18 protein-coding genes are annotated in these 18,819 nt (G+C 55.2%); 10 read left to right on the top strand and 8 right to left on the bottom strand.

Annotated elements, in window-relative coordinates; translation table 11 throughout:
- Window positions 1–122: 122 nt before the first annotated feature.
- Entirely contained in the window at window positions 123–869 is a 747-nt protein-coding gene (ydfG, locus tag IM265_RS08480; RefSeq protein ID WP_028013011.1) for a bifunctional NADP-dependent 3-hydroxy acid dehydrogenase/3-hydroxypropionate dehydrogenase YdfG, read from the top strand.
- 91 nt (window positions 870–960) lie between these two features.
- Window positions 961–1,647 carry a GntR family transcriptional regulator gene (locus tag IM265_RS08475; protein WP_028013010.1) on the top strand — a complete coding sequence of 229 codons (687 nt, stop codon included), beginning with the start codon at window positions 961–963 and terminating at the stop codon, window positions 1,645–1,647.
- A 32-nt stretch (window positions 1,648–1,679) separates the two neighbouring features.
- Here the strand turns inward: IM265_RS08475 and IM265_RS08470 are convergent, their stop codons facing one another.
- Entirely contained in the window at window positions 1,680–2,111 is a 432-nt protein-coding gene (locus IM265_RS08470) for a universal stress protein (protein WP_041910207.1), read from the bottom strand.
- Between the two features lie 288 nt (window positions 2,112–2,399).
- Here IM265_RS08470 and ydfZ point away from each other — a divergent pair, with 288 nt between their 5' ends.
- Window positions 2,400–2,603, top strand: a complete 204-nt coding sequence (gene ydfZ / locus IM265_RS08465) for a putative selenium delivery protein YdfZ (RefSeq protein WP_028013008.1) — start codon at window positions 2,400–2,402, stop codon at window positions 2,601–2,603.
- Between the two features lie 43 nt (window positions 2,604–2,646).
- Here ydfZ and IM265_RS08460 read toward each other — a convergent pair whose 3' ends face one another.
- The 4 genes from IM265_RS08460 to manD all read right to left on the bottom strand — a co-directional run bounded on the left by IM265_RS08460 (window position 2,647) and on the right by manD (window position 8,020).
- Window positions 2,647–4,110, bottom strand: coding sequence for a mannitol dehydrogenase family protein (locus IM265_RS08460; protein ID WP_193031298.1), 1,464 nt, complete (start codon window positions 4,108–4,110; stop codon window positions 2,647–2,649).
- A 221-nt stretch (window positions 4,111–4,331) separates the two neighbouring features.
- Window positions 4,332–5,699 carry an MFS transporter gene (locus IM265_RS08455; RefSeq protein ID WP_028013006.1) on the bottom strand — a complete coding sequence of 456 codons (1,368 nt, stop codon included), beginning with the start codon at window positions 5,697–5,699 and terminating at the stop codon, window positions 4,332–4,334.
- 72 nt (window positions 5,700–5,771) lie between these two features.
- Complete coding sequence (locus tag IM265_RS08450; RefSeq protein WP_045631620.1) at window positions 5,772–6,791, bottom strand: Zn-dependent oxidoreductase; 1,020 nt, start codon at window positions 6,789–6,791, stop codon at window positions 5,772–5,774.
- A 14-nt stretch (window positions 6,792–6,805) separates the two neighbouring features.
- Window positions 6,806–8,020: a D-mannonate dehydratase ManD gene (gene manD, locus IM265_RS08445; protein ID WP_193031296.1), complete on the bottom strand. Its 1,215-nt coding sequence runs from the start codon at window positions 8,018–8,020 to the stop codon at window positions 6,806–6,808.
- Window positions 8,021–8,317: 297 nt separating this feature from the next.
- Here manD and IM265_RS08440 point away from each other — a divergent pair, with 297 nt between their 5' ends.
- The gene (locus IM265_RS08440; protein ID WP_008502414.1) at window positions 8,318–8,656 is read left to right on the top strand and encodes a DUF1283 family protein; all 339 of its coding nucleotides are present in this window, start codon (window positions 8,318–8,320) and stop codon (window positions 8,654–8,656) included.
- Window positions 8,656–9,216, top strand: coding sequence for a spermidine N1-acetyltransferase (gene speG / locus IM265_RS08435; protein ID WP_041910220.1), 561 nt, complete (start codon window positions 8,656–8,658; stop codon window positions 9,214–9,216). The genes IM265_RS08440 and speG overlap by 1 nt, the downstream gene beginning before the upstream one ends.
- A 17-nt stretch (window positions 9,217–9,233) precedes the next feature.
- On the opposite strand, the gene IM265_RS08430 is transcribed toward speG, so the two are convergent.
- Window positions 9,234–9,980 (bottom strand): YnfC family lipoprotein, encoded by a 747-nt coding sequence (locus IM265_RS08430; protein ID WP_226839367.1) that lies wholly within the window; start codon window positions 9,978–9,980, stop codon window positions 9,234–9,236.
- A gap of 69 nt (window positions 9,981–10,049) precedes the next feature.
- On the opposite strand from IM265_RS08430, the gene IM265_RS08425 reads away from it, so the two are divergent.
- The 3 genes from IM265_RS08425 (at window position 10,050) to dmsD (ending at window position 13,620) form a co-directional block, all read left to right on the top strand.
- Window positions 10,050–10,343: a DUF1161 domain-containing protein gene (locus IM265_RS08425; RefSeq protein WP_047368462.1), complete on the top strand. Its 294-nt coding sequence runs from the start codon at window positions 10,050–10,052 to the stop codon at window positions 10,341–10,343.
- A 131-nt stretch (window positions 10,344–10,474) separates the two neighbouring features.
- Window positions 10,475–12,913: a selenate/tellurate reductase subunit YnfE gene (gene ynfE, locus IM265_RS08420; RefSeq protein ID WP_063437307.1), complete on the top strand. Its 2,439-nt coding sequence runs from the start codon at window positions 10,475–10,477 to the stop codon at window positions 12,911–12,913.
- 92 nt (window positions 12,914–13,005) lie between these two features.
- A complete protein-coding gene (gene dmsD / locus IM265_RS08415) occupies window positions 13,006–13,620 on the top strand; it encodes a Tat proofreading chaperone DmsD (protein ID WP_193031292.1) in 615 nt (204 codons plus the stop codon).
- Window positions 13,621–13,655: 35 nt separating this feature from the next.
- Here the strand turns inward: dmsD and IM265_RS08410 are convergent, their stop codons facing one another.
- Together IM265_RS08410 and IM265_RS08405 are read right to left on the bottom strand one after the other, a co-directional pair.
- On the bottom strand, window positions 13,656–15,386 hold the full coding sequence (locus IM265_RS08410; protein WP_193031290.1) for a SulP family inorganic anion transporter: 1,731 nt from the start codon (window positions 15,384–15,386) through the stop codon (window positions 13,656–13,658).
- Window positions 15,387–15,619: 233 nt separating this feature from the next.
- Entirely contained in the window at window positions 15,620–16,456 is an 837-nt protein-coding gene (locus IM265_RS08405) for a MipA/OmpV family protein (protein WP_048999441.1), read from the bottom strand.
- Window positions 16,457–16,659: 203 nt separating this feature from the next.
- Here IM265_RS08405 and IM265_RS08400 point away from each other — a divergent pair, with 203 nt between their 5' ends.
- Entirely contained in the window at window positions 16,660–17,337 is a 678-nt protein-coding gene (locus tag IM265_RS08400) for a response regulator (protein ID WP_028012995.1), read from the top strand.
- The gene (locus IM265_RS08395) at window positions 17,337–18,725 is read left to right on the top strand and encodes a HAMP domain-containing sensor histidine kinase (protein WP_182034607.1); all 1,389 of its coding nucleotides are present in this window, start codon (window positions 17,337–17,339) and stop codon (window positions 18,723–18,725) included. The genes IM265_RS08400 and IM265_RS08395 overlap by 1 nt, the downstream gene beginning before the upstream one ends.
- Window positions 18,726–18,819 lie beyond the last annotated feature (94 nt).

The raw sequence follows: 18,819 nt of genomic DNA, 5'->3' as shown, positions 1-18,819 counted from the left end.
TATCTTCCCAGAGTAGGCCAGGCCGCCATCGCCTGCAACGCCGTCATACAAATGTTGCCTTAACGCACCCTCTGCGGGCGTGCTATGTTAGTACCACACAAAAAGCGTTGAGGAACAGTGAGATGATTATTTTAGTTACCGGGGCAACGGCAGGTTTTGGTGAAAGCATCACGCGTCGCTTCGTCGCCAACGGGCATAAGGTGATTGCAACGGGTCGTCGTCAGGAGCGCCTTCAGGAGCTGAAGGACGATTTAGGTGACAGTATCCTGACCGCGCAGCTGGACGTGCGTAACCGTGCGGCCATTGAAGAGATGATTGCCAGCCTGCCGGCAGAGTGGCGTGCCATCGACGTGCTGGTCAACAACGCCGGTCTGGCGCTGGGCATGGAGCCTGCCCACAAAGCCAGCGTTGAAGACTGGGAAAACATGATTGACACCAACAACAAAGGGCTGGTGTACATGACCCGCGCGGTGCTGCCGGGCATGGTCGAGCGCAACCGCGGCCACATTATCAACATCGGTTCTACCGCCGGGAGTTGGCCTTACGCGGGCGGTAATGTCTACGGCGCGACCAAAGCGTTTGTGCGCCAGTTCAGCCTGAACCTGCGCACCGACCTGCACGGCACCGCCATTCGCGTCACCGATATCGAGCCGGGGCTGGTAGGCGGCACCGAATTCTCCAACGTGCGCTTCAAGGGCGATGACGCGAAAGCGGATAAAACCTACGAAAACGCCAACGCCCTGACGCCGGAAGACGTCACCGAAACGGTCTGGTGGGTCGCAACGCTGCCAAAACACGTCAACATCAATACCGTGGAAATGATGCCGGTCAGCCAGAGTTTTGCCGGACTTAGCGTCCATCGTGGCTAAATAAGCCCTTCCCGGCCCGCGGGCCGGGTCTGTTTCGGGTCATAAAAGAATGGTAGTATGTTCGGGCTAACTCTCTGAGAAATGACAACTCATGGCCGCTGAATCGCAACTCAACCCCACCCAGCCCGTAAACCAGCAAATCTATCGCATTTTGCGACGTGATATTGTCCATTGCCTGATCCCACCGGGAACGCCGCTTTCTGAAAAAGAGGTCTCCGTGCGATTTGACGTGTCCCGTCAGCCGGTGCGTGAAGCGTTTATTAAGCTTGCGGAGAACGGCCTGATTCAGATCCGCCCGCAGCGCGGCAGCTACGTGAACAAAATTTCACTCTCACAGGTGCGCAACGGCTGTTTCGTACGCCAGGCGATTGAATGCGCTGTAGTGCGCCGTGCCGCGACGCTCATTAATGACAACCAGTGTTACCTGCTGGAGCAAAACCTGCATCAGCAGCGTATTGCGATTGACCGTAAACAGCTCAACGATTTCTTCCAGCTTGATGATGAGTTTCACCAGAAGCTGGCGCAAATTGCAGACTGCCAGCTGGCCTGGGATACCATCGAGAATATCAAGGCCACCATTGACCGGGTGCGCTACATGAGCCTCGATCACGTCTCCCCGCCGGAAATGCTGCTCCGCCAGCATCACGATATTTTCAGCGCGCTGGAAAAACGCGACCCGGACGGCGTGGAAAAAGCGATGACCCTGCATCTGCAGGAGATAGGTGAATCCGTGCAGCTTATTCGTCAGGAAAATAGCGAGTGGTTTAGCGAAGAGTGATATTTGCCGCCCTTTTGTGGGCGGCGCCGTAATTAACGAACGACTAACACCGGAATTGTGGCGTAGCGCAGAATAGATTCCGCATTTGACCCCAACAGATGGGTGGTGATGCCCGGATTTTTTGACCCGATGACAATCACGTCATATTCCCCTTCTTTGCTCAGCTTGATAATTTCATCGCGGACGCTGCCAAAACGAACCAGAGTGTGAATATTCTCCGGGGAGATATCGAACAGTCGTTTTAACTCGTTCATTTTCTTCCCGGATTCTGCGCTCATATACTCTTCAAACTTTTTAATATCGGCGTTGAATCCGCGCAGCAGAGACCGGCTGCTGGCAGGCAGAATATTGACCAGGGTAATCGACGCGCCCTCGGCCTTCGCGAGGTTAGCCGCGTGGCGAACCGCTTTGTCGCTTAAATCCATTTCAAACACGTCAACAGGCATCAAAATCTTCTTATACATAAGCCTGACTCCTTATTCCGATGAAGGGTTATTTCATGCAACCAGAATGCCATCGGGAATATAAACCAATCCTCAACGCTTCACCGTAGAAACTATCAATAAGTGAAAATAACGGTCTGCTTTGTAAATTGCCGTCGTGAAGCGTCAATGCCCCATGTAATAAAGAAAAAAGTGTGAGTTTGATCAAAAACAAAAACATGACTGGCAGACAGGCGTATTTATAGTGCCCCGTGAACGGCAAAACCTGAAATAGCGCCGTAACGGATAGTTTAGAGAGGAGAAAATACCATGATGACATACGACCGTAACCGCAATGCAATCACCACCGGCAGCCGCGTCATGATTAGCGGCACCGGCAAAACCGGCGTGATTAAGGCGATCCACAGCGACGGGCTGGATGCCGCGCAGGTGCGCCGTGGCAAAACGGTGGAAGTGGAAGGATGCGAAGGTAAGTTCGAACCAATTGAACTGATTCGTCTGGGTATGCACTAAATTGTGCGCCAACATGCCGCCGCGAACGGCGGCATGTGTTGAATTACAGGTGCGACACGTACTCCGCCACCGTGGTCTTTGCCCCCTTCTGCAGCAGCGTCTGATACGCGCTCATCACGGCATCTGTGAAGGCTTTTTCTCGCGGCAACTCTTTCCCAAAAATGGTCTCAATGCCGAGCAGCGCGTTAACCCGGTTTTCCCCTTCGGCACTTCCCTTCACCGCCGCCTGAATCACCGCCAGCTGCGGATCGCTCACGTCGATGGCGTTACCCTGCTCGTCCACGCCGCCGACATAGCGCATCCACCCAGCCACGCCCAGCGCCAGCAGTGGGAAAGGCGTCTGGTGCACCAGGTGCCAGCGCGCGGGATCCAGCATCCGCTGCGGAAGCTTCTGGCTGCCGTCCATCGCAATTTGCCAGGTACGGTGGCGCAGGGCCGGGTTACTGTAACGGGCGATCAGCAGGTCAGCGTAGCGTTCTAAATCAACGCCCTTCACTTTCAGGGTCGGCGCCTGCTCGTTGAGCATCAGCGCGTGCGCGGCGACGCGATAGTGTTCGTCTTCCATACACTCATTGATGTGCTGATAACCGGCCAGATAGCCCAGGTAGGCCAGGAAAGAGTGGCTGCCGTTGAGCATGCGCAGCTTCATCTCTTCAAACGGGATCACGTCTGAAACCAGTTCGGCTCCGGCTTTTTCCCATTCCGGACGCCCGGCCACAAAGTTATCCTCGATAACCCACTGGCGGAACGGCTCGCAGGCCACCGCCGCCGGATCGCGTACGCCGGTCAGCTGCGCGATTTTATCCAGCGTATCGGGTGTGACCGCCGGTACGATGCGGTCCACCATGGTTGACGGGAAGGTGACGTTAGCCTCGATCCAGTCCGCCAGCTCGCCGTCTACCGCCCGGGCGTACGCGCAGGTGACATTGCGCATCACGTGACCGTTCTCCGGCATGTTGTCGCAGGACATCACGCTAAACGCGGGCAGCCCCGCCGCTTTACGGCGCGCCAGCGCTTCCACCACCACGCCCGGCGCGGATTTCGGCTGATGCGGGTTTTGCAGGTCGGCAACGATGAAAGGATGATCGAGCATCAGTTGCCCGGTTGCCGGAGAGTGGCAGTAGCCTTTTTCGGTGATGGTCAGCGAGACAATCGCCACCTGCGGTTCACACATTGCCGCCAGCACGCTTTCCAGCCCGTCGACCTGCGCGTGCAGGGCCTTTTTGACTACGCCAACCACGCGGGACGTCCAGCCATCGGCAGACATTTCCGCTACGGTGTACAGGTTATCCTGTGCCTTCAGGTCGGCAATCTGCTGCTCGCCGCCAATCAGGTTAACCTCACAGTAGCCCCAGTCGCTGCCGTGTTCAGCGGCGAGGATGTCCGCATACACCGCCTGATGCGCGCGGTGAAATGCGCCGAAGCCTAAATGTACAATGCGTGCTTTAAGGCTGTCGCGATCGTACTGAGGCAGCGTCGCGTTGGCCTGTAATAAGGTGTTTTCCATGATTAAGACTCGCTAATTAGAAAGCTGTGGATCGCTGCCGCCCCCAGTCCAGAGCGGCAGCGCCTGCTGACTACACCAACTAGAATGGCAGTAGGGGTAAAAAATTACTGCCATCAACCATACTGATACTGCCGTTTGAGTTTTTGATTTATATTAACTTTTGCTCAGGTGGTGTGACATAAACAAAAAGTTGTGTGATAAGTCACGAAAGATGTAAACCGCTAGCGTCGCGTGGAGACCGCGCCGTAACCCACGCGCTCTTTCGGCGCGGCCTCGGCGGCATCTTCAGCCGCGCTGAGATCGCGGTCGCGGACTTCCGGCATCAGGAACGCCGAAACCAGCCCAATCACGGAATAGGCCACCAGCATGGCTACAATCGGCCACCAGGAACCCGTCATATTGCAGAAAATCCCCGCCAGTACCGGGCCAAAGCCCACCGCCACCAGACCGCCCGCCTCCTTGGAGATAGCCATACGGGTAAAGCGATTTCGCGAGCCAAACATCTCCGCCATGGTGATATTTTCCAGCGCAAACAGCCCCAGCACGGCGAAGTTATGGATAACGATGATCGAGAGCATGATTGTCCCCGGCGCATAGCTCTTATCGACGATAATCGACAGCATCGGGTACGCCAGAATAATGGCGGAGATATTGAGGATAATGTACGGCAGCCTGCGCCCCACTTTGTCGGAAAGCCAGCCCAGCAGCGGGATGGAGATAAACCCGAGAATAGAACTTATCATCAGCGCGTCGGTGGGAATCGCTTTATCGAACAGCAGCGTCTGGACCAGATAACCCGCGAGGAAGGTCTGAATCAGCCCCGAGTTGCCCGCCTGACCGAAGCGCAGGCCGGTCGCCAGCCAGAAGGATTTACTTTTCACCATTGAACCCAGCGAGGTGTCCGGCTGCACGGTTTCTGCATCGTTTACTTTCTCAAAGACCGGGCTCTCCTTGAGGTTCATTCGCAGCCAGATGGCAAAGATCATCACCACGACGCTGGCAAGGAACGGCACGCGCCAGCCCCAGGCGAGCAGCTGTTCACGATCGAGGGCGAAGAACATAATGGCCCAGATCGCCGTGGCGCTCAGCGTCCCGCAGTTAGTCCCCATCGCCACCAGCGAGGAGATGATGCCGCGTTTCCCTTTCGGGGCGTACTCCGCCAGCATGGTCCCGGCCCCGGAGATCTCCGCCCCGGCACCCAGCCCCTGAATGATACGCAGCGTCACCAGCAGTACGGGCGCAAAAATGCCGATCTGCGCGTAGGTCGGCAGCACGCCAATCAACGTGGTGCAGATCCCCATCATGGTGATGGTGATAAACAGCACCTTTTTACGACCAATGCTGTCGCCCATTCTGCCGAAGATAAAGGCCCCGACGATACGCGCGATGTAGCCCGCGCCGTAGGTTCCCATCGCCAGAATCAGCGCCATCGCGGCCGACTGTTCCGGGAAGAAGATTTCATGAAATACCAGCGCCGCCCCCAGCGAGTAGAGCTGGAAATCCATAAACTCCAGCGCGGTGCCCAGCCAGCCGGAGACGGCGGCTTTCACCAGATCTGAGGTAGTTCTTTGAGGTTGTGCTTGCGTCATAATGGCTATCTCTAAAGGTAAGATGCGTACCACTGAGAGCCCGTCTTCGCGGGCTCTTAACCGCGTGTAGGGTTATTGCCCGAACGTCAGTAAAACCTTGCAGCACTGCCGCTGGTCTTTTTCAAACAGTTCGATGGCGTCTGTTACATGGTGATAGTCAAAGGTATGGGTGATCAGTTTTTCCGGGTCGATCAGCCCTTTTTCAAGCCAGTCGATGACGACCGGGAATTTGTTGGCGTTGAGGCGCGAGGAGAAGATCGCCAGCTCTTTACCGGTAATCCCCTGCTGGACTATCTGGCTCGGCTCGCTGGAGAAGCCCATCAGCACGATGCGCGCCGCCGGGGAAGCCAGGGTGACCGCCTCCTGCAAAATCGACGGATGACAGGCGGCATCAATAATCAGCGTCGGCTTGATGCCTTTTTCGTCCAGCGCGGCCTGCAGCGACTTTTCGCCGTTATTAAAGACCCAGTCCGCGCCGCTGCGCTGGGCCATGGCCAGACGCTCATTGATTCTGTCGACGACGATAACCTGCTTCACGTTGTAGACGCCCTTCAGCGCCTGTACGGTGACCAGTCCCATCGGCCCTGCGCCGTAGATCAGCGCAACGTCCTGTTCGGTAGGGCTAGCCTGCCCCGTCACGTTGGCGGCAATGGTGAAAGGTTCAACCATCACGGCGTGTTTATCCGGGATCGCATCCGGGATGCGCCAGGCATTTTTAGCGGGCACGGCGGCATATTCGCTGAATCCGCCGTCGCGGTGGACGCCCAGCACCACCAGCGAGGTGCAGACGTTAGGCTTGCCGACGGAGCACGGGTAGCAGTGCCCGCAGCTGATCACCGGATCCACCGAAACGCGCTCCCCTAACCGGGACGGTTCTACGCCCTCGCCCACGGCGTCGATCGTGCCAAAAAACTCGTGGCCAATCACGCGCGGATATTTTGCAAACGGATTATGCCCGCGGTAGATGTGGCTGTCTGACCCGCAGATCCCGGCCAGCTTGATTTTGACGCGGACTTCCCCTGCGCCTGGCTCCGGGCGCGGACGCTCTTCAATTACCAGCTGGTTCGGCTGTTGAATCACTACGCTTTTCATCGTTTGCTCCTCGGTTACCAGTTCCACAGCGTGCCGTCTTCGAGACGGGCCACCGGCAGATAGGCCGGATCGTACGGGTATTTCGCCGCCAGCTTTTCATCAAACTCAATGCCCAGCCCCGGCTTCTCGCCCGGATGCATATAGCCGTTATCAAAGCGCCAGCTGTGCGGGAAGACTTCCAGCATCTGTTCGGAGTATCCCATATATTCCTGCACGCCGAAGTTCGGCACCCACAGGTCGAAATGCAGCGCGGCCGCGTGGCAGATCGGCGACAGATCGGACGGGCCGTGCGAGCCGGTACGCACCTGATAGAGCGACGCGAAGTCCGCGATGCGGCGCATCCCGGTGATCCCCCCCGCATGGGTAATAGTGGTGCGGATATAGTCGATAAGCTGCTCTTCTATAAGCTGCTTGCAGTCCCAGATGCTGTTGAACACCTCGCCCACCGCAATTGGCGTGACGGTATGCTGGCGGATCAGGCGGAAGCACTCCTGGTTTTCCGCAGGCGTTGGGTCTTCCATCCAGAACATGCGGAACGCTTCGATACTCTTGCCGAAGCGCGCCGCTTCGATGGGCGTCAGGCGGTGGTGCATGTCGTGCAGGAGATGCTCATTGAAGCCAAATTTACTGCGCACCGCGTCAAACAGTTTTGGCGTGAAATCGAGGTATTTCTCGGTGGACCAGAGCTGCTCTTCCGGCCAGTCGCCTTTGGTGGCGGGCTCGTAGGCCAACCCCTTCCCTTTAGCCATGCCGTAGGTGGTTTTCATACCCGGCACGCCGCACTGGACGCGGATCGCCTTAAAGCCCATCTCCTTATGGCGGGCGTAATCTTCCAGCACGTCGTCAATGGTGTGCCCGGTGGTGTGGCAGTAGACCATTACGCCCTCACGGGATGCGCCGCCCAGCAGCTGGTAGAGCGGCATATTGGCCGCTTTGGCTTTGATGTCCCAGAGCGCCATATCCACAGCGGAGATAGCCGACATGGTGACCGGCCCGCGGCGCCAGTAGGCGCCCTTATAGAAGAATTGCCAGATATCTTCGATACGGTGCGCGTCGCGGCCAATCAGCTGCGGGCAGAGGTGATCTTTCAGGTAGGAAGCAACTGAGAGCTCACGCCCGTTCAGCGTGGCGTCACCGAGGCCAACGATCCCTTCATCGGTAGTGATTTTAAGGGTGATAAAGTTCCGCCCCGGGCAGGTAACAAACACGTCAGCCGCGACAATCTTCATAATTCCTTTCCTTACATCGTTCGTTGTGATGACGGAAATTTACCCATTCACACAACTACCATACAAGTATGATGATCATAAAATCGGCTAACGATCACAAAAACGGTCGCCTGCTCGTCCCCCTAAAACCCATCATTTTGTGCCTGTTTCACTTCAGGTGACGATTCATTTAGGCAGCGTACCTGAAGATATCTTTTACTTTTCCATACCCGTGCCGCGGGTATGCCGTTATTGCTCTTTGGTGTAGAATCTGAACGGGGAAACTTGCTCATCTGTACCCATTTAAAAGGAAACGCTATGACTACATTAAGCAAACGCCTTTGTCTGACAGCCCTGCTGGCGCTGTCATCGTTCGCCTTTGCCGCCTCTGCTACAGCGGAAACCAGCAAGCTCATTATTGAGTCTGGTGACAGCGCGCAAAGCCGCCAGAACGCCGCGATGGACAAAGAACAATGGAATGACACCCGCAGCCTTCGTCAGAAGGTCAACAAACGTGCTGAAAAAGAATGGGACAAAGAAGATGTCGCCTTTGACGCACGCGATAAGTGTCAGCAAAGTGCGAACGTCAATGCCTACTGGGAGCCGAACACCCTGCGCTGCCTGGATCGCCGCACTGGTCGTACGGTAGCCCCATAATGTCGGCGCCCTGTGACGTAAAACTCCGGCCGCTGGAGCGTGAAGACCTGCGCTTTGTCCACCAGCTCGACAATAACGCCAGCGTGATGCGCTACTGGTTCGAAGAGCCGTACGAGGCCTTTGTCGAGCTGTCGGATCTTTACGACAAGCACATTCACGATCAGAGCGAGCGTCGTTTTGTGGTGGAGTGTGAAGGCGACAAAGCCGGGCTGGTGGAGCTGGTTGAGATCAACCACGTTCACCGCCGGGCGGAGTTCCAGATCATTATTTCGCCGGAGCACCAGGGGAAAGGCCTGGCCTCCCGGGCGGCGAAGCTGGCGATGGATTACGGATTCAACGTCCTGAATCTCTACAAGCTTTATCTGATCGTGGATAAAGAGAACGAAAAAGCGATCCATATCTACCGCAAGCTGGGCTTTATGGTAGAAGGCGAGCTGATTCATGAGTTCTTTATCAACGGTGAATACCGGAATACCATCCGCATGTGCATTTTCCAGCATCAGCATCTGGCCGGTCACAAGCCGTCAGGTGCCAGCCTGCTGAAACCAACCGCGCAGTAGCCTGCGCGGTTTCATTCTCAGTAATACTCAATCGTGTTTTTGATGGTGTACTTGCGCTCAACGGCGGGTTTGACGCTGTCGTCCATGATCGTCAGATCGCAGCTCACCGGGTTATTGTGGCGATCGTAGTCGCAGCTCTGCGTCACGTTGCCCAGCGGCTTATCGTTTAACAGGCTCACGGCCGAGTAATCCATTCTTTTGCGCAGATCCTTAGACGGCGTCGACTGTACCGATAAATGCTGATCCCCGGAGACGGTGGTTTTGCCCAGCGGGTAGCCATCCGCATCGTAGCGGTACTTCACCTCCATCTCTTTACCATGTGCGGCCACCACGAAGCCGTTGTCGTCGGTATCCCACGTCACCCCGGCTGACGGCAGTTCGGCCAGCTGGCATTTGCCCTGCAGCTTCACCTTACGCTGCTGGGTTTCTGCATCGATGTAGTAGTTTGCATCCAGCACCAGCGCTACGCCCGTGTTAGCCTCCAGGTCGTGCAGCTCCAGCGTATCGAAACACCCTTCCGCCGACACGGTGCCGGTGACCCGTTTGGACACTTCACCCTTCTCGTTGAACAGCGTCTGGGTAAAATCCTTGACCGGGCCGCGAAGAGGGTCGAAATCAAATTCGTTCGAAAAACTCGCCATCTCGGGCGTAAACGACAGCGGCGCGGAGTTGTTATCACACCCTGCGAGAGTAGCTGCCAGGAGCGTTATCGCTGCATATTTCTTCACATTCTTTACCAATACAGAGAGATTATTCCCAATCATATTAGCAAATACAGTTGTTTACACGAAGCCTGCTAAAATTAATCTCTACACAGAGAAAAGGAGCTACAGATGAAACGGTTACCCTGGATTACCGCCCTGCTGTTAATGAGTGCCTCAACGGCCGCGCTGGCGGCACCGGACTCCTGCGAGCGCGTGAAAAGCGACATTCAGCAGAAGATCATCAACAACGGCGTGCCGGAGTCAGGTTTTACGCTGAACATTGTGCCGAACGATCAGGCTGACCAGCCGGACGCTCAGGTGGTGGGCCACTGTGCCAACGACACCTTTAAAATTTTGTACACCCGTACGGGCAGCGGGGCGGCGGCCGGCAATCAGGATAATGCACCGGCTGAACCTCAGTAAATCACCGTCAATCCCCTTTGATTTGACAAGGATTAATATTTAATACCTCCAAATAAGTAACACTCACCCCATCATTAGCCCGGTTATCATTTCGGGAAAAATAATACGTAATCACAATGGTGGGGTGAGCCATGTCCGATATCGAACATCACGGCGGGATTAGCCGTCGAACACTCGTGAAATCTACGGCGATAGGTTCTCTGGCGCTTGCCGCTGGCGGAATTTCGTTGCCTTTTGGACTGAAAAGCGCCGCAGCCGCGGTACAAAATGCAATGAAACCGGCAGAAGATAAAGTGGTCTGGGGCGCCTGTTCGGTCAACTGCGGCAGCCGCTGTGCGCTGCGTCTGCACGTCCGCGATGACGAAGTGTACTGGGTCGAAACGGATAACACCGGTGAGGATATCTACGGCAATCACCAGGTCCGGGCCTGCCTGCGCGGGCGCTCCATTCGCCGCCGCATCAACCACCCTGACCGTCTGAACTACCCGATGAAACGCGTGGGTAAGCGGGGTGAAGGCAAGTTCGAGCGCATCAGCTGGGACGAAGCGCTGAACGCCATCACCGCCAGCCTGAAAGACGTGGTCAGCAAGTACGGCAACGAAGCGGTGTATATTAATTACTCCTCCGGGATTGTCGGCGGCAATATCACCCGCTCCTCCCCTTACGCTTCGCTGGTGGCGCGCCTGATGAACTGCTACGGCGGTTTCCTGAGCCACTACGGCACCTACAGCACGGCGCAAATCGCCTGCGCGATGCCTTATACCTACGGCAGCAACGACGGCAACAGCACCTCGGATATCGAAAATACCAAACTGGTGGTGATGTTCGGCAATAACCCGGCGGAAACGCGCATGAGCGGCGGCGGGATTACTTACTATCTGGAGCAGGCCCGCGAGCGTTCTAACGCACGCATGATTGTCATTGATCCGCGCTACACCGATACGGCAGCCGGACGCGAAGACGAGTGGATCCCGATCCGTCCGGGTACCGATGCCGCCCTGGTGGCGGGGATCGCCTGGGTATTGATCGACGAAAACCTGGTTGACCAGCCGTTCCTGGACAAATACTGCGTTGGCTACGACGAAAAAACGCTGCCGGAAGGTGCGCCCGCTAACGGTCACTACAAAGCGTACATTCTCGGCCAGGGTGAGGACAATACGGCGAAAACGCCGGAGTGGGCCTCGCGCATCACCGGCATTCCTGCAGACCGCATCATTAAACTGGCCCGCGAGATTGGATCCGCGAAGCCGGCCTATATCTGCCAGGGCTGGGGACCACAGCGTCAGGCGAACGGTGAACTGACCTCCCGCGCCATCGCGATGCTGCCGATTCTGACCGGCAACGTGGGGATCAACGGCGGCAACAGCGGCGCCCGTGAGTCGACCTACACCATCACTATCGAACGTATGCCGCTGCCGGAAAACCCGGTCAAAACGCAAATTTCCTGCTTCAGCTGGACGGACGCCATCGCCCGTGGCCCGGAAATGACCGCTCTGCGCGACGGGGTGCGCGGTAAAGATAAGCTGGACGTACCGATTAAGTTCATCTGGAACTACGCGGGCAACACTATTATTAACCAGCACTCCGATATCAATAAAACCCACGATATTCTGCAGGACGAAAGCAAGTGCGAAACCATCGTGGTGATCGACAACTTTATGACCTCATCGGCGAAATACGCCGATATCCTGCTGCCAGATTTAATGACCGTCGAGCAGGAAGACATTATCCCTAACGATTACGCCGGGAACATGGGTTACCTGATTTTTCTCCAGCCTGTGACCGCGCCGAAGTTTGAGCGCAAGCCTATCTACTGGATCATGAGCGAAGTGGCGAAACGCCTCGGACCGGATATCCATCAGAAATTTACCGAAGGGCGAACGCAGGAAGAGTGGCTGCAGTATCTGTATGCCAAAATGCTCGCAAAAGATCCCACGCTGCCGTCCTACGACGAGCTGAAAAAAATGGGCATCTATAAGCGCAAAGATCCGAACGGACACTTTGTGGCCTATAAAAAATTCCGCGAGAACCCGGAAGCCAACCCGCTGAAAACGCCCTCAGGCAAGATTGAAATTTATTCCAGCAAGCTGGCGGATATTGCGGCGACCTGGGAGCTGGCAAAAGATGAGACCATCAGCCCGCTGCCCGTCTACGCATCTACCTTTGACGGCTGGGATGCGCCCGAGCGCGCGCAGTTCCCGCTGCAGCTATTTGGCTTCCATTTTAAAGCCCGCACCCACTCGAGCTACGGTAACGTCGACGTGCTGCAAGCGGCCTGCCGCCAGGAGGTCTGGCTGAATCCCGTTGATGCCGCGAAACGTGGCATTAAAAACGGCGATACGGTGCGCGTCTTTAACGATCGCGGTGAGGTGAGAATAGAAGCGAAAGTCACGCCGCGCATCATGCCAGGCGTAAGCGCCATGGGCCAGGGAGCCTGGCACGATGCCAATATGAATGGCGATCGTATCGACCACGGCTCGTGTATCAACACCCTGACCACGCACCGCCCGTCACCGCTGGCAAAAGGCAACCCGCAGCACACCAATCTGGTACAGATTGAGAAGGTGTAAAAGGTGAATTCTATGACCCTGGTTTATGCTTTGGTCTGTATTAATGGTTAATCACGTCGCGCGGACATAACCGCGCGAGCAAGGAAGGTTTAATGAAAGACGTCTCACACCGTAACTCGTTCGCGTTCAGCGCTCGCGTACTGGGCGCGCTGTTTTACTTCGCGCCTGACAGCGAGCAGACAGCCCCGCTGGTGCAGGCACTTACCGCTGGCGAATGGATAGAGGACTGGCCCCTGCCGCCGGAAACGCTGCTGCCCGTTGCCGAAACCTTTGCTTCATCTTCCGATGAGCCGCTGATGGATGCCTGGCAACGGCTGTTTATTGGTCCTTATGCCCTGCCCGCTCCGCCGTGGGGTTCCGTCTGGCTGGACCGTGAATCCGTGCTGTTTGGCGATTCGACCCTCGCGCTGCGCCAGTGGATGCGGGAAAACAATATCGCGTTTCAGATGCAGCAAAATGAACCGGAAGATCATTTCGGCACCCTGCTGCTGCTGGCGGCATGGCTGGCCGAGAATGGCCGCGAATCTGAGTGCGATCGGCTTCTGGCGTGGCATCTGCTGCCGTGGAGCACCCGCTTTCTGTCGGTGTTTGTCGACAATGCAGGGCATCCGTTCTATATCGCGCTCGGCAGGCTTGCGCAGCTGACGCTGGGGGACTGGCGATCGGCGTTGGTTATTCCGGTTGCGGAAAAGACGTTGTACCGCTAAGGGATATGGCTTGCTCGCGGGTGGCGAGCAAGCCTTTAACCAGGGTTTGGTTGTGCATCACCACCTGATTCACTTACACTCTCTTTGCTTTGAATGAACCGGAGTGCCAAATAGAGGTCTGGCGCCAGAATCATGTCATCATCATTCATCGTTGGCCGACTTTCTTTAAACCAACGTGTTAATTCCGTTTTCCTGCCCGCAAGGATTAACACAATCTGTCGGGCTTTAAGGTCACGCTTTAACTCATTAATGGTTGCCAGGACACTGATATCTGAATAGGTGAAGCAGGCCACGGCATCAATAACCACCCATTTAGGTTGTAATGCTGCACCATCAACCAGGTTCAATACCCGACGTTTAAAATAAGCCACATTAAAATAGGTCAACGGTGAGTTAAATCGATACATCAGCACGCCCGGGACCATTTTAATATCAGTTGTATTACCTAATGAGTGGATCATTCCATTTTCGTCAGTCCCCAGTAAGTGCTCAGAGGGACGAAATACCGTACGCAGGAACTGTAACAGGCCAAGCAACACCGCAAGGCCGATCCCCTGAATTACACCGATGATTAAAACACAGCCAAACGTAAAGAAGGCCAGGCGAAATGCCTGTTTATTTCTTCGCCTCAGGTTCCATAACCCGCGCAAATCAATTAATGACCACGACGCATACATTAGAACAATACCTAATGCAGATACCGGAATAAATTGTAATGGCTGCGTGAAAAATACCACCACTAAACCTATCAGTAAGGCTGCGACTATGGAAACCAGCTGACTTTTCCCCCCAACGGAATCATTAACCGCGGTCCGGGAATCGGCTCCACTGATGGCAAATCCCTGAGATAGCCCAGACATAATGTTCGCAATACCCAGTGCCCGGAACTCTGCATCAGCATTAATTTCATAGCCATTTTTCGCGGCGAAACTGCGGGCGGTCAGCATCAGACTGACAAAACTCACTAAAGCCAGGTTCAGCGCCGGGATCACTAATTCTCGCATCGGACCGGGCTGGAACGCACCCCAGTTAACGACGGGTAAACCAGGCTGGAAGCCATCCCCCCCAATCGTGGCAATACCATACTGTTGCGCAGATGTTCCCCATACCAGTATCGTTGTTATCACAATGGCAATCAGAGGTGCTGGCCAGTGGCTGCGATACGTTTTGATAACCATTAAAATAATTAACGTTAAAAGTGATATCCCTATTGTTAATACATGGCTGTCTAAAAGTCGGCCTGGCAAGGCCAGTATTTTCTCAATAACCTGCGCTTCATCGAGCTTGATCCCCAAAACCTTGCCTAATTGCCCGACAATAATCGTCACGGCTACGCCATTAAGCAACCCTGTAAGAATGGGATGAGAAAGGAGATCGGCAAGTGCACCCAGATGAAATTTACTGGCAAGCAGGCACCACCCGCCCATCATCAATGTCATGACGATCGTCAGTTGCCAGTGCAGTTCAGGATTGCCTGCAGAAAGAGGAAACACGACGGCTGCAATCACGGCGCAGGTCGTTGCATCAGGGCCAACAATAAGCTGACGTGAAGAACCAAACAGTGCATAAGCTATCATCGGTAAAACGCAGGAATAGAGCCCCACTATTGCCCCAACACCCGCCAATTCAGCATAAGCGATAGCAACGGGTAGCGCTACAGCCGCAACGGATAATCCAGCTTTAACATCATGTTTTAGCCAGCTTTTATCGTAGGCTAACAAATTTTGTAACCCTGGCATGTACTTTAACAATAATTTTCCGAGCACTTTATTCTCCGGACAGGGATTATAGCCACGTAATATTGGCACACTTCTCAGTGAGGTTCTGGTTTCCAAATGCTCCGGAGTCAGGTCGATGCCTCTCAGTTCTTAATAAAACATCAGTCAACTCATTATTCTGACTGCTGTTAAGCATCATTTAAAAACTACCGCCCCATCATCTTTCCGGGGCGGCTCAAATTCGTCGCTATTGCGCGCTCATATCTATAAGCAACCCGCAATCAGAAACTGTACGTCACCTTCAGGCTTCCCGTTGGCGACGTTTTACGTTGCACGATCGGGCTATCACCCGCATCCCCCGTCAGCTGCGTTACGCCCGCGGAGGTAAGAACGCTCCAGCGCGAGGTGAGCCTGTAGGTCCAGTCAAGGTTCATCGACCAGGCGTAAATTCCCGCTCCGGCGTCATGTCGGGCAAATCCCGATGCGGCGGACTGGGCAGCATTAACCCCGTAGTACGTTTGCATGTACTTGCCGGAACCCCAGCTGCCCGTCAGCCCCAGCGTCACCGCATTTTTCGACGATGTGTAGAGCGGGCTGGAAATGCCGAAATGCACCGCTTCACCGTTGTCTCTCTCAGAAACCGGGATCTCAGCCTGCAGCTGCAGATTGAGCCAGTCGGTCACCTTATACCCCAGACCCGGCACCACGATAGCGGAACCTTTGATATCGCCCATCCCCCGCAGGTAGTCGCTGCCGGAGCTGATCGAATCACTGCTCACGTCTTTATCTTTACGGCCTGTTCGGTAGCTCACTGCGGCGTTGTAATCCAGGTTGCCAATGTTGTTTCCGTAACCGATACCCCGCGTAGTGCTGATAAAGAAACCATTTGCCATGGAATAATCTACTACCTGAGCTGCCGAGACCCGGCTTTTATCCGAACCCGAGTAGCGTGGCGCGACGTCCACGCCTCCCCCCAGGGTTAAGACATTGCCCTGTTTCTGCTCTGCCGCCAGTACCGGGGTTGCCAGTAACGCCAGAATAACGCCCGGCACGATGTTTTTCAGTCTGCGGCTCGGAAGTAAATAAGGGAAAGTATGACGCAGTTCGATGTTACTCATTGAAGAAGTCCTTTGGATTCAAATGATTGCAATGCCAGCGGTTTACACGCCAGAGCACTCATTCTGAATACTCACCCTGAGGTTCTTATGAGCCGAAAATGAAGAAAGGCTGAAGCGCGTGCGGGCGCTGTCAACCGAACGGATTTCCTGCTACCGTTTTTTTCTTAAGTTGTTCTTCATTCACTGTTGATACAGTTACCAATGTGAAAATCTTACTAATCGAAGACGACCTGGATCTCGGCAATGGCGTACGTATCGCCCTTTCAGATCAAGGATTTGATGTCATATGGGTTCGCCGTAAAGAGGATGCGCTGCATCAGCTTGAGGTCGGCGTGCCGGAACTTATTCTGCTCGACCTGGGGCTGCCCGACGGCGACGGCATGAGCCTGATGACGCGTTTGCGCCAGCAGCTTAAGGGGATCCCCGTCATTATCCTGACGGCGCGAGGCACCCTGCAGGATCGCCTGTGCGGGCTGGATGCTGGCGCAGACGACTATCTTGTCAAACCCTTCGTTCTCGCCGAACTGCTGGCGCGAGTCAGAGCCCTTGCGCGACGCAGCTACGGTTTTGAAAATGAAGCGATAGAAATCAGGAGCTTATCGCTTCATATCCCGACGCGTCGCGTAACGGTGAACGCGCGTCACGTTGAGTTGACGGCCAGTGAATATGCGCTGCTTGAAACGTTGATGCTGCGCGCTGACCGGGTGATCACGCGGCGGTTCCTGGAAGAGAGGATATTTGGCGCGAAGGAAAATCTCAGCAATGCGCTCGACGTGCATATGGGGAATTTGCGGCGAAAAATTGGTGACGGCTATGTACGAACGGTGCGGGGCGTCGGGTATGTCATTGATACCGTCGCTATCCAGAAGGTGACAGATTAATGCGAAATGTCTGGCACCAACTGAGGCGCCCAACGCTGGTACGGCGAATTATCATCGCCCAGATGCTGCTGCTTACCCTGCTGTGGTGTCTTTTTTTAACCTTTATTTTATTGGAAGACCTGCGTAGCCCTCCGATACTCACGGGAAGTAAGACTTACGAAACCATTTTTACTCTGGTTGATCTCAGTGACGAGCGCCCGCAGGATCGTAATGATGTTCTGGAAGCATTCAGCAAAGCGTTGCGGGAAGGCTATGGCGGCGGTGAAGATCCGGAGCTTTCGATTAACCTGATCGTTCGCAAAAACAACGAGGTTATTTTCTCTTCTGATGGTGCACCTACGGGGGTAAAAAACACCAGACTGGGCGAATTGCAGCGCGTTCAGAGTGAAGGCCACGCCTGGACGAGCCGCACGCTTAAATCCCCCCACTCCGACGTGGAGGTTACCCTTTTCACCCCTGCCGGAAGCTGGAACTTCTTTATCTACCTGAACTCGCGGGGCTACTACATTATGCCGTTGCTGGTGTGCATTCCTTTTCTTCTGTTTCCTGCGTGGCTGTCAATCCGCATTGCGATGCGCCCCTGGAGCAAGGTGGTTAATGAGATCTCATTACGTTCGCCTGACGATCTCTCCCCTTTAAAGGCTGTTCCCGGGCATAAGGAACTCCGCCAGATGGTGGACGCGATCAATGACTTTCTTGCCAGAGTGCGGGAAAGCGCGGAACGCGAACGGGTTTTCATTGCGGACGCCGCGCACGAGCTGCGTACGCCGCTGGCCGCGATGCGCATCAACGTGGAGGCGCTGCAGTCCTGGGTGAGCAGCGAGAGCCAGCGGCAGCTGCTTGCAGGGATTGTGCGCAGCAATAGCCGGGCGGCCCGTCTCGTCAACCAGCTGCTGCTGATGATGCACAGTGAAGCGCGCATTGACACCGCGATGGAGCCCGTGCCGCTAACCTCGCTCATACAAGAGCGGATGGCTGCGCTGGAGCCGCTAGCGTCCGGGCGCAAGATTGAGCTGGAATTCTTCGCTGAGGATGAGATTTGGATCGCTGGCGTCAGGGAGCGTCTGATGTCGCTTATAGACAATCTCATTGAAAACGCCGTGAAGTACAGTCCTGAGGGCGGGCGGATTCAGGTGGAGGTATGCTCAGCAGATACATCAGCCCAGCTACGCGTCTCCGATCGGGGGCCGGGTATCCCGGTTGAATTGCGCGAGCGCGTATTCGACCGGTTTTTCCGCGACCCCAATCAGCTGCAAAGCGGGAGCGGACTGGGGCTTGCCATTGTCAAAGCCGTTGCACAGCAGCACGGCAGCAGCGTAAACCTGAGTACTTCCGCAGAAGGTGGCCTGCTGGTGACGGTTGACTTCCCGAACCGCACGTATAGCTAAACCGGAACAGGGTGTTTGATCGCAAATGCCGCAGATTGCTTCAAAAAAATTACTGTATTTGTTATATTGTTGTTTATTGCTTATTCACCTCTGC

It is taken from the genome of Enterobacter cloacae complex sp. P17RS, assembly GCF_014895885.1.
GTDB lineage: Bacteria > Pseudomonadota > Gammaproteobacteria > Enterobacterales > Enterobacteriaceae > Enterobacter > Enterobacter bugandensis.
Note: the sequence above shows the minus strand (reverse complement) of the source record. Positions and strands in the feature narration are given on the sequence as shown.

Coding starts and splice junctions, on each gene's coding strand:
- IM265_RS08475 (WP_028013010.1), top strand. CDS start 961: ATGGCCGCTGAATCGCAACTCAACCCCACCCAGCCCGTAAACCAGCAA.
- ynfE (WP_063437307.1), top strand. CDS start 10,475: ATGTCCGATATCGAACATCACGGCGGGATTAGCCGTCGAACACTCGTG.
- ydfZ (WP_028013008.1), top strand. CDS start 2,400: ATGATGACATACGACCGTAACCGCAATGCAATCACCACCGGCAGCCGC.
- IM265_RS08405 (WP_048999441.1), bottom strand. CDS start 16,456: ATGAGTAACATCGAACTGCGTCATACTTTCCCTTATTTACTTCCGAGC.
- IM265_RS08455 (WP_028013006.1), bottom strand. CDS start 5,699: ATGACGCAAGCACAACCTCAAAGAACTACCTCAGATCTGGTGAAAGCC.
- IM265_RS08440 (WP_008502414.1), top strand. CDS start 8,318: ATGACTACATTAAGCAAACGCCTTTGTCTGACAGCCCTGCTGGCGCTG.
- ydfG (WP_028013011.1), top strand. CDS start 123: ATGATTATTTTAGTTACCGGGGCAACGGCAGGTTTTGGTGAAAGCATC.
- manD (WP_193031296.1), bottom strand. CDS start 8,020: ATGAAGATTGTCGCGGCTGACGTGTTTGTTACCTGCCCGGGGCGGAAC.
- speG (WP_041910220.1), top strand. CDS start 8,656: ATGTCGGCGCCCTGTGACGTAAAACTCCGGCCGCTGGAGCGTGAAGAC.
- IM265_RS08395 (WP_182034607.1), top strand. CDS start 17,337: ATGCGAAATGTCTGGCACCAACTGAGGCGCCCAACGCTGGTACGGCGA.
- IM265_RS08460 (WP_193031298.1), bottom strand. CDS start 4,110: ATGGAAAACACCTTATTACAGGCCAACGCGACGCTGCCTCAGTACGAT.
- IM265_RS08430 (WP_226839367.1), bottom strand. CDS start 9,980: ATGATTGGGAATAATCTCTCTGTATTGGTAAAGAATGTGAAGAAATAT.
- IM265_RS08470 (WP_041910207.1), bottom strand. CDS start 2,111: ATGTATAAGAAGATTTTGATGCCTGTTGACGTGTTTGAAATGGATTTA.
- IM265_RS08450 (WP_045631620.1), bottom strand. CDS start 6,791: ATGAAAAGCGTAGTGATTCAACAGCCGAACCAGCTGGTAATTGAAGAG.
- dmsD (WP_193031292.1), top strand. CDS start 13,006: ATGAAAGACGTCTCACACCGTAACTCGTTCGCGTTCAGCGCTCGCGTA.
- IM265_RS08425 (WP_047368462.1), top strand. CDS start 10,050: ATGAAACGGTTACCCTGGATTACCGCCCTGCTGTTAATGAGTGCCTCA.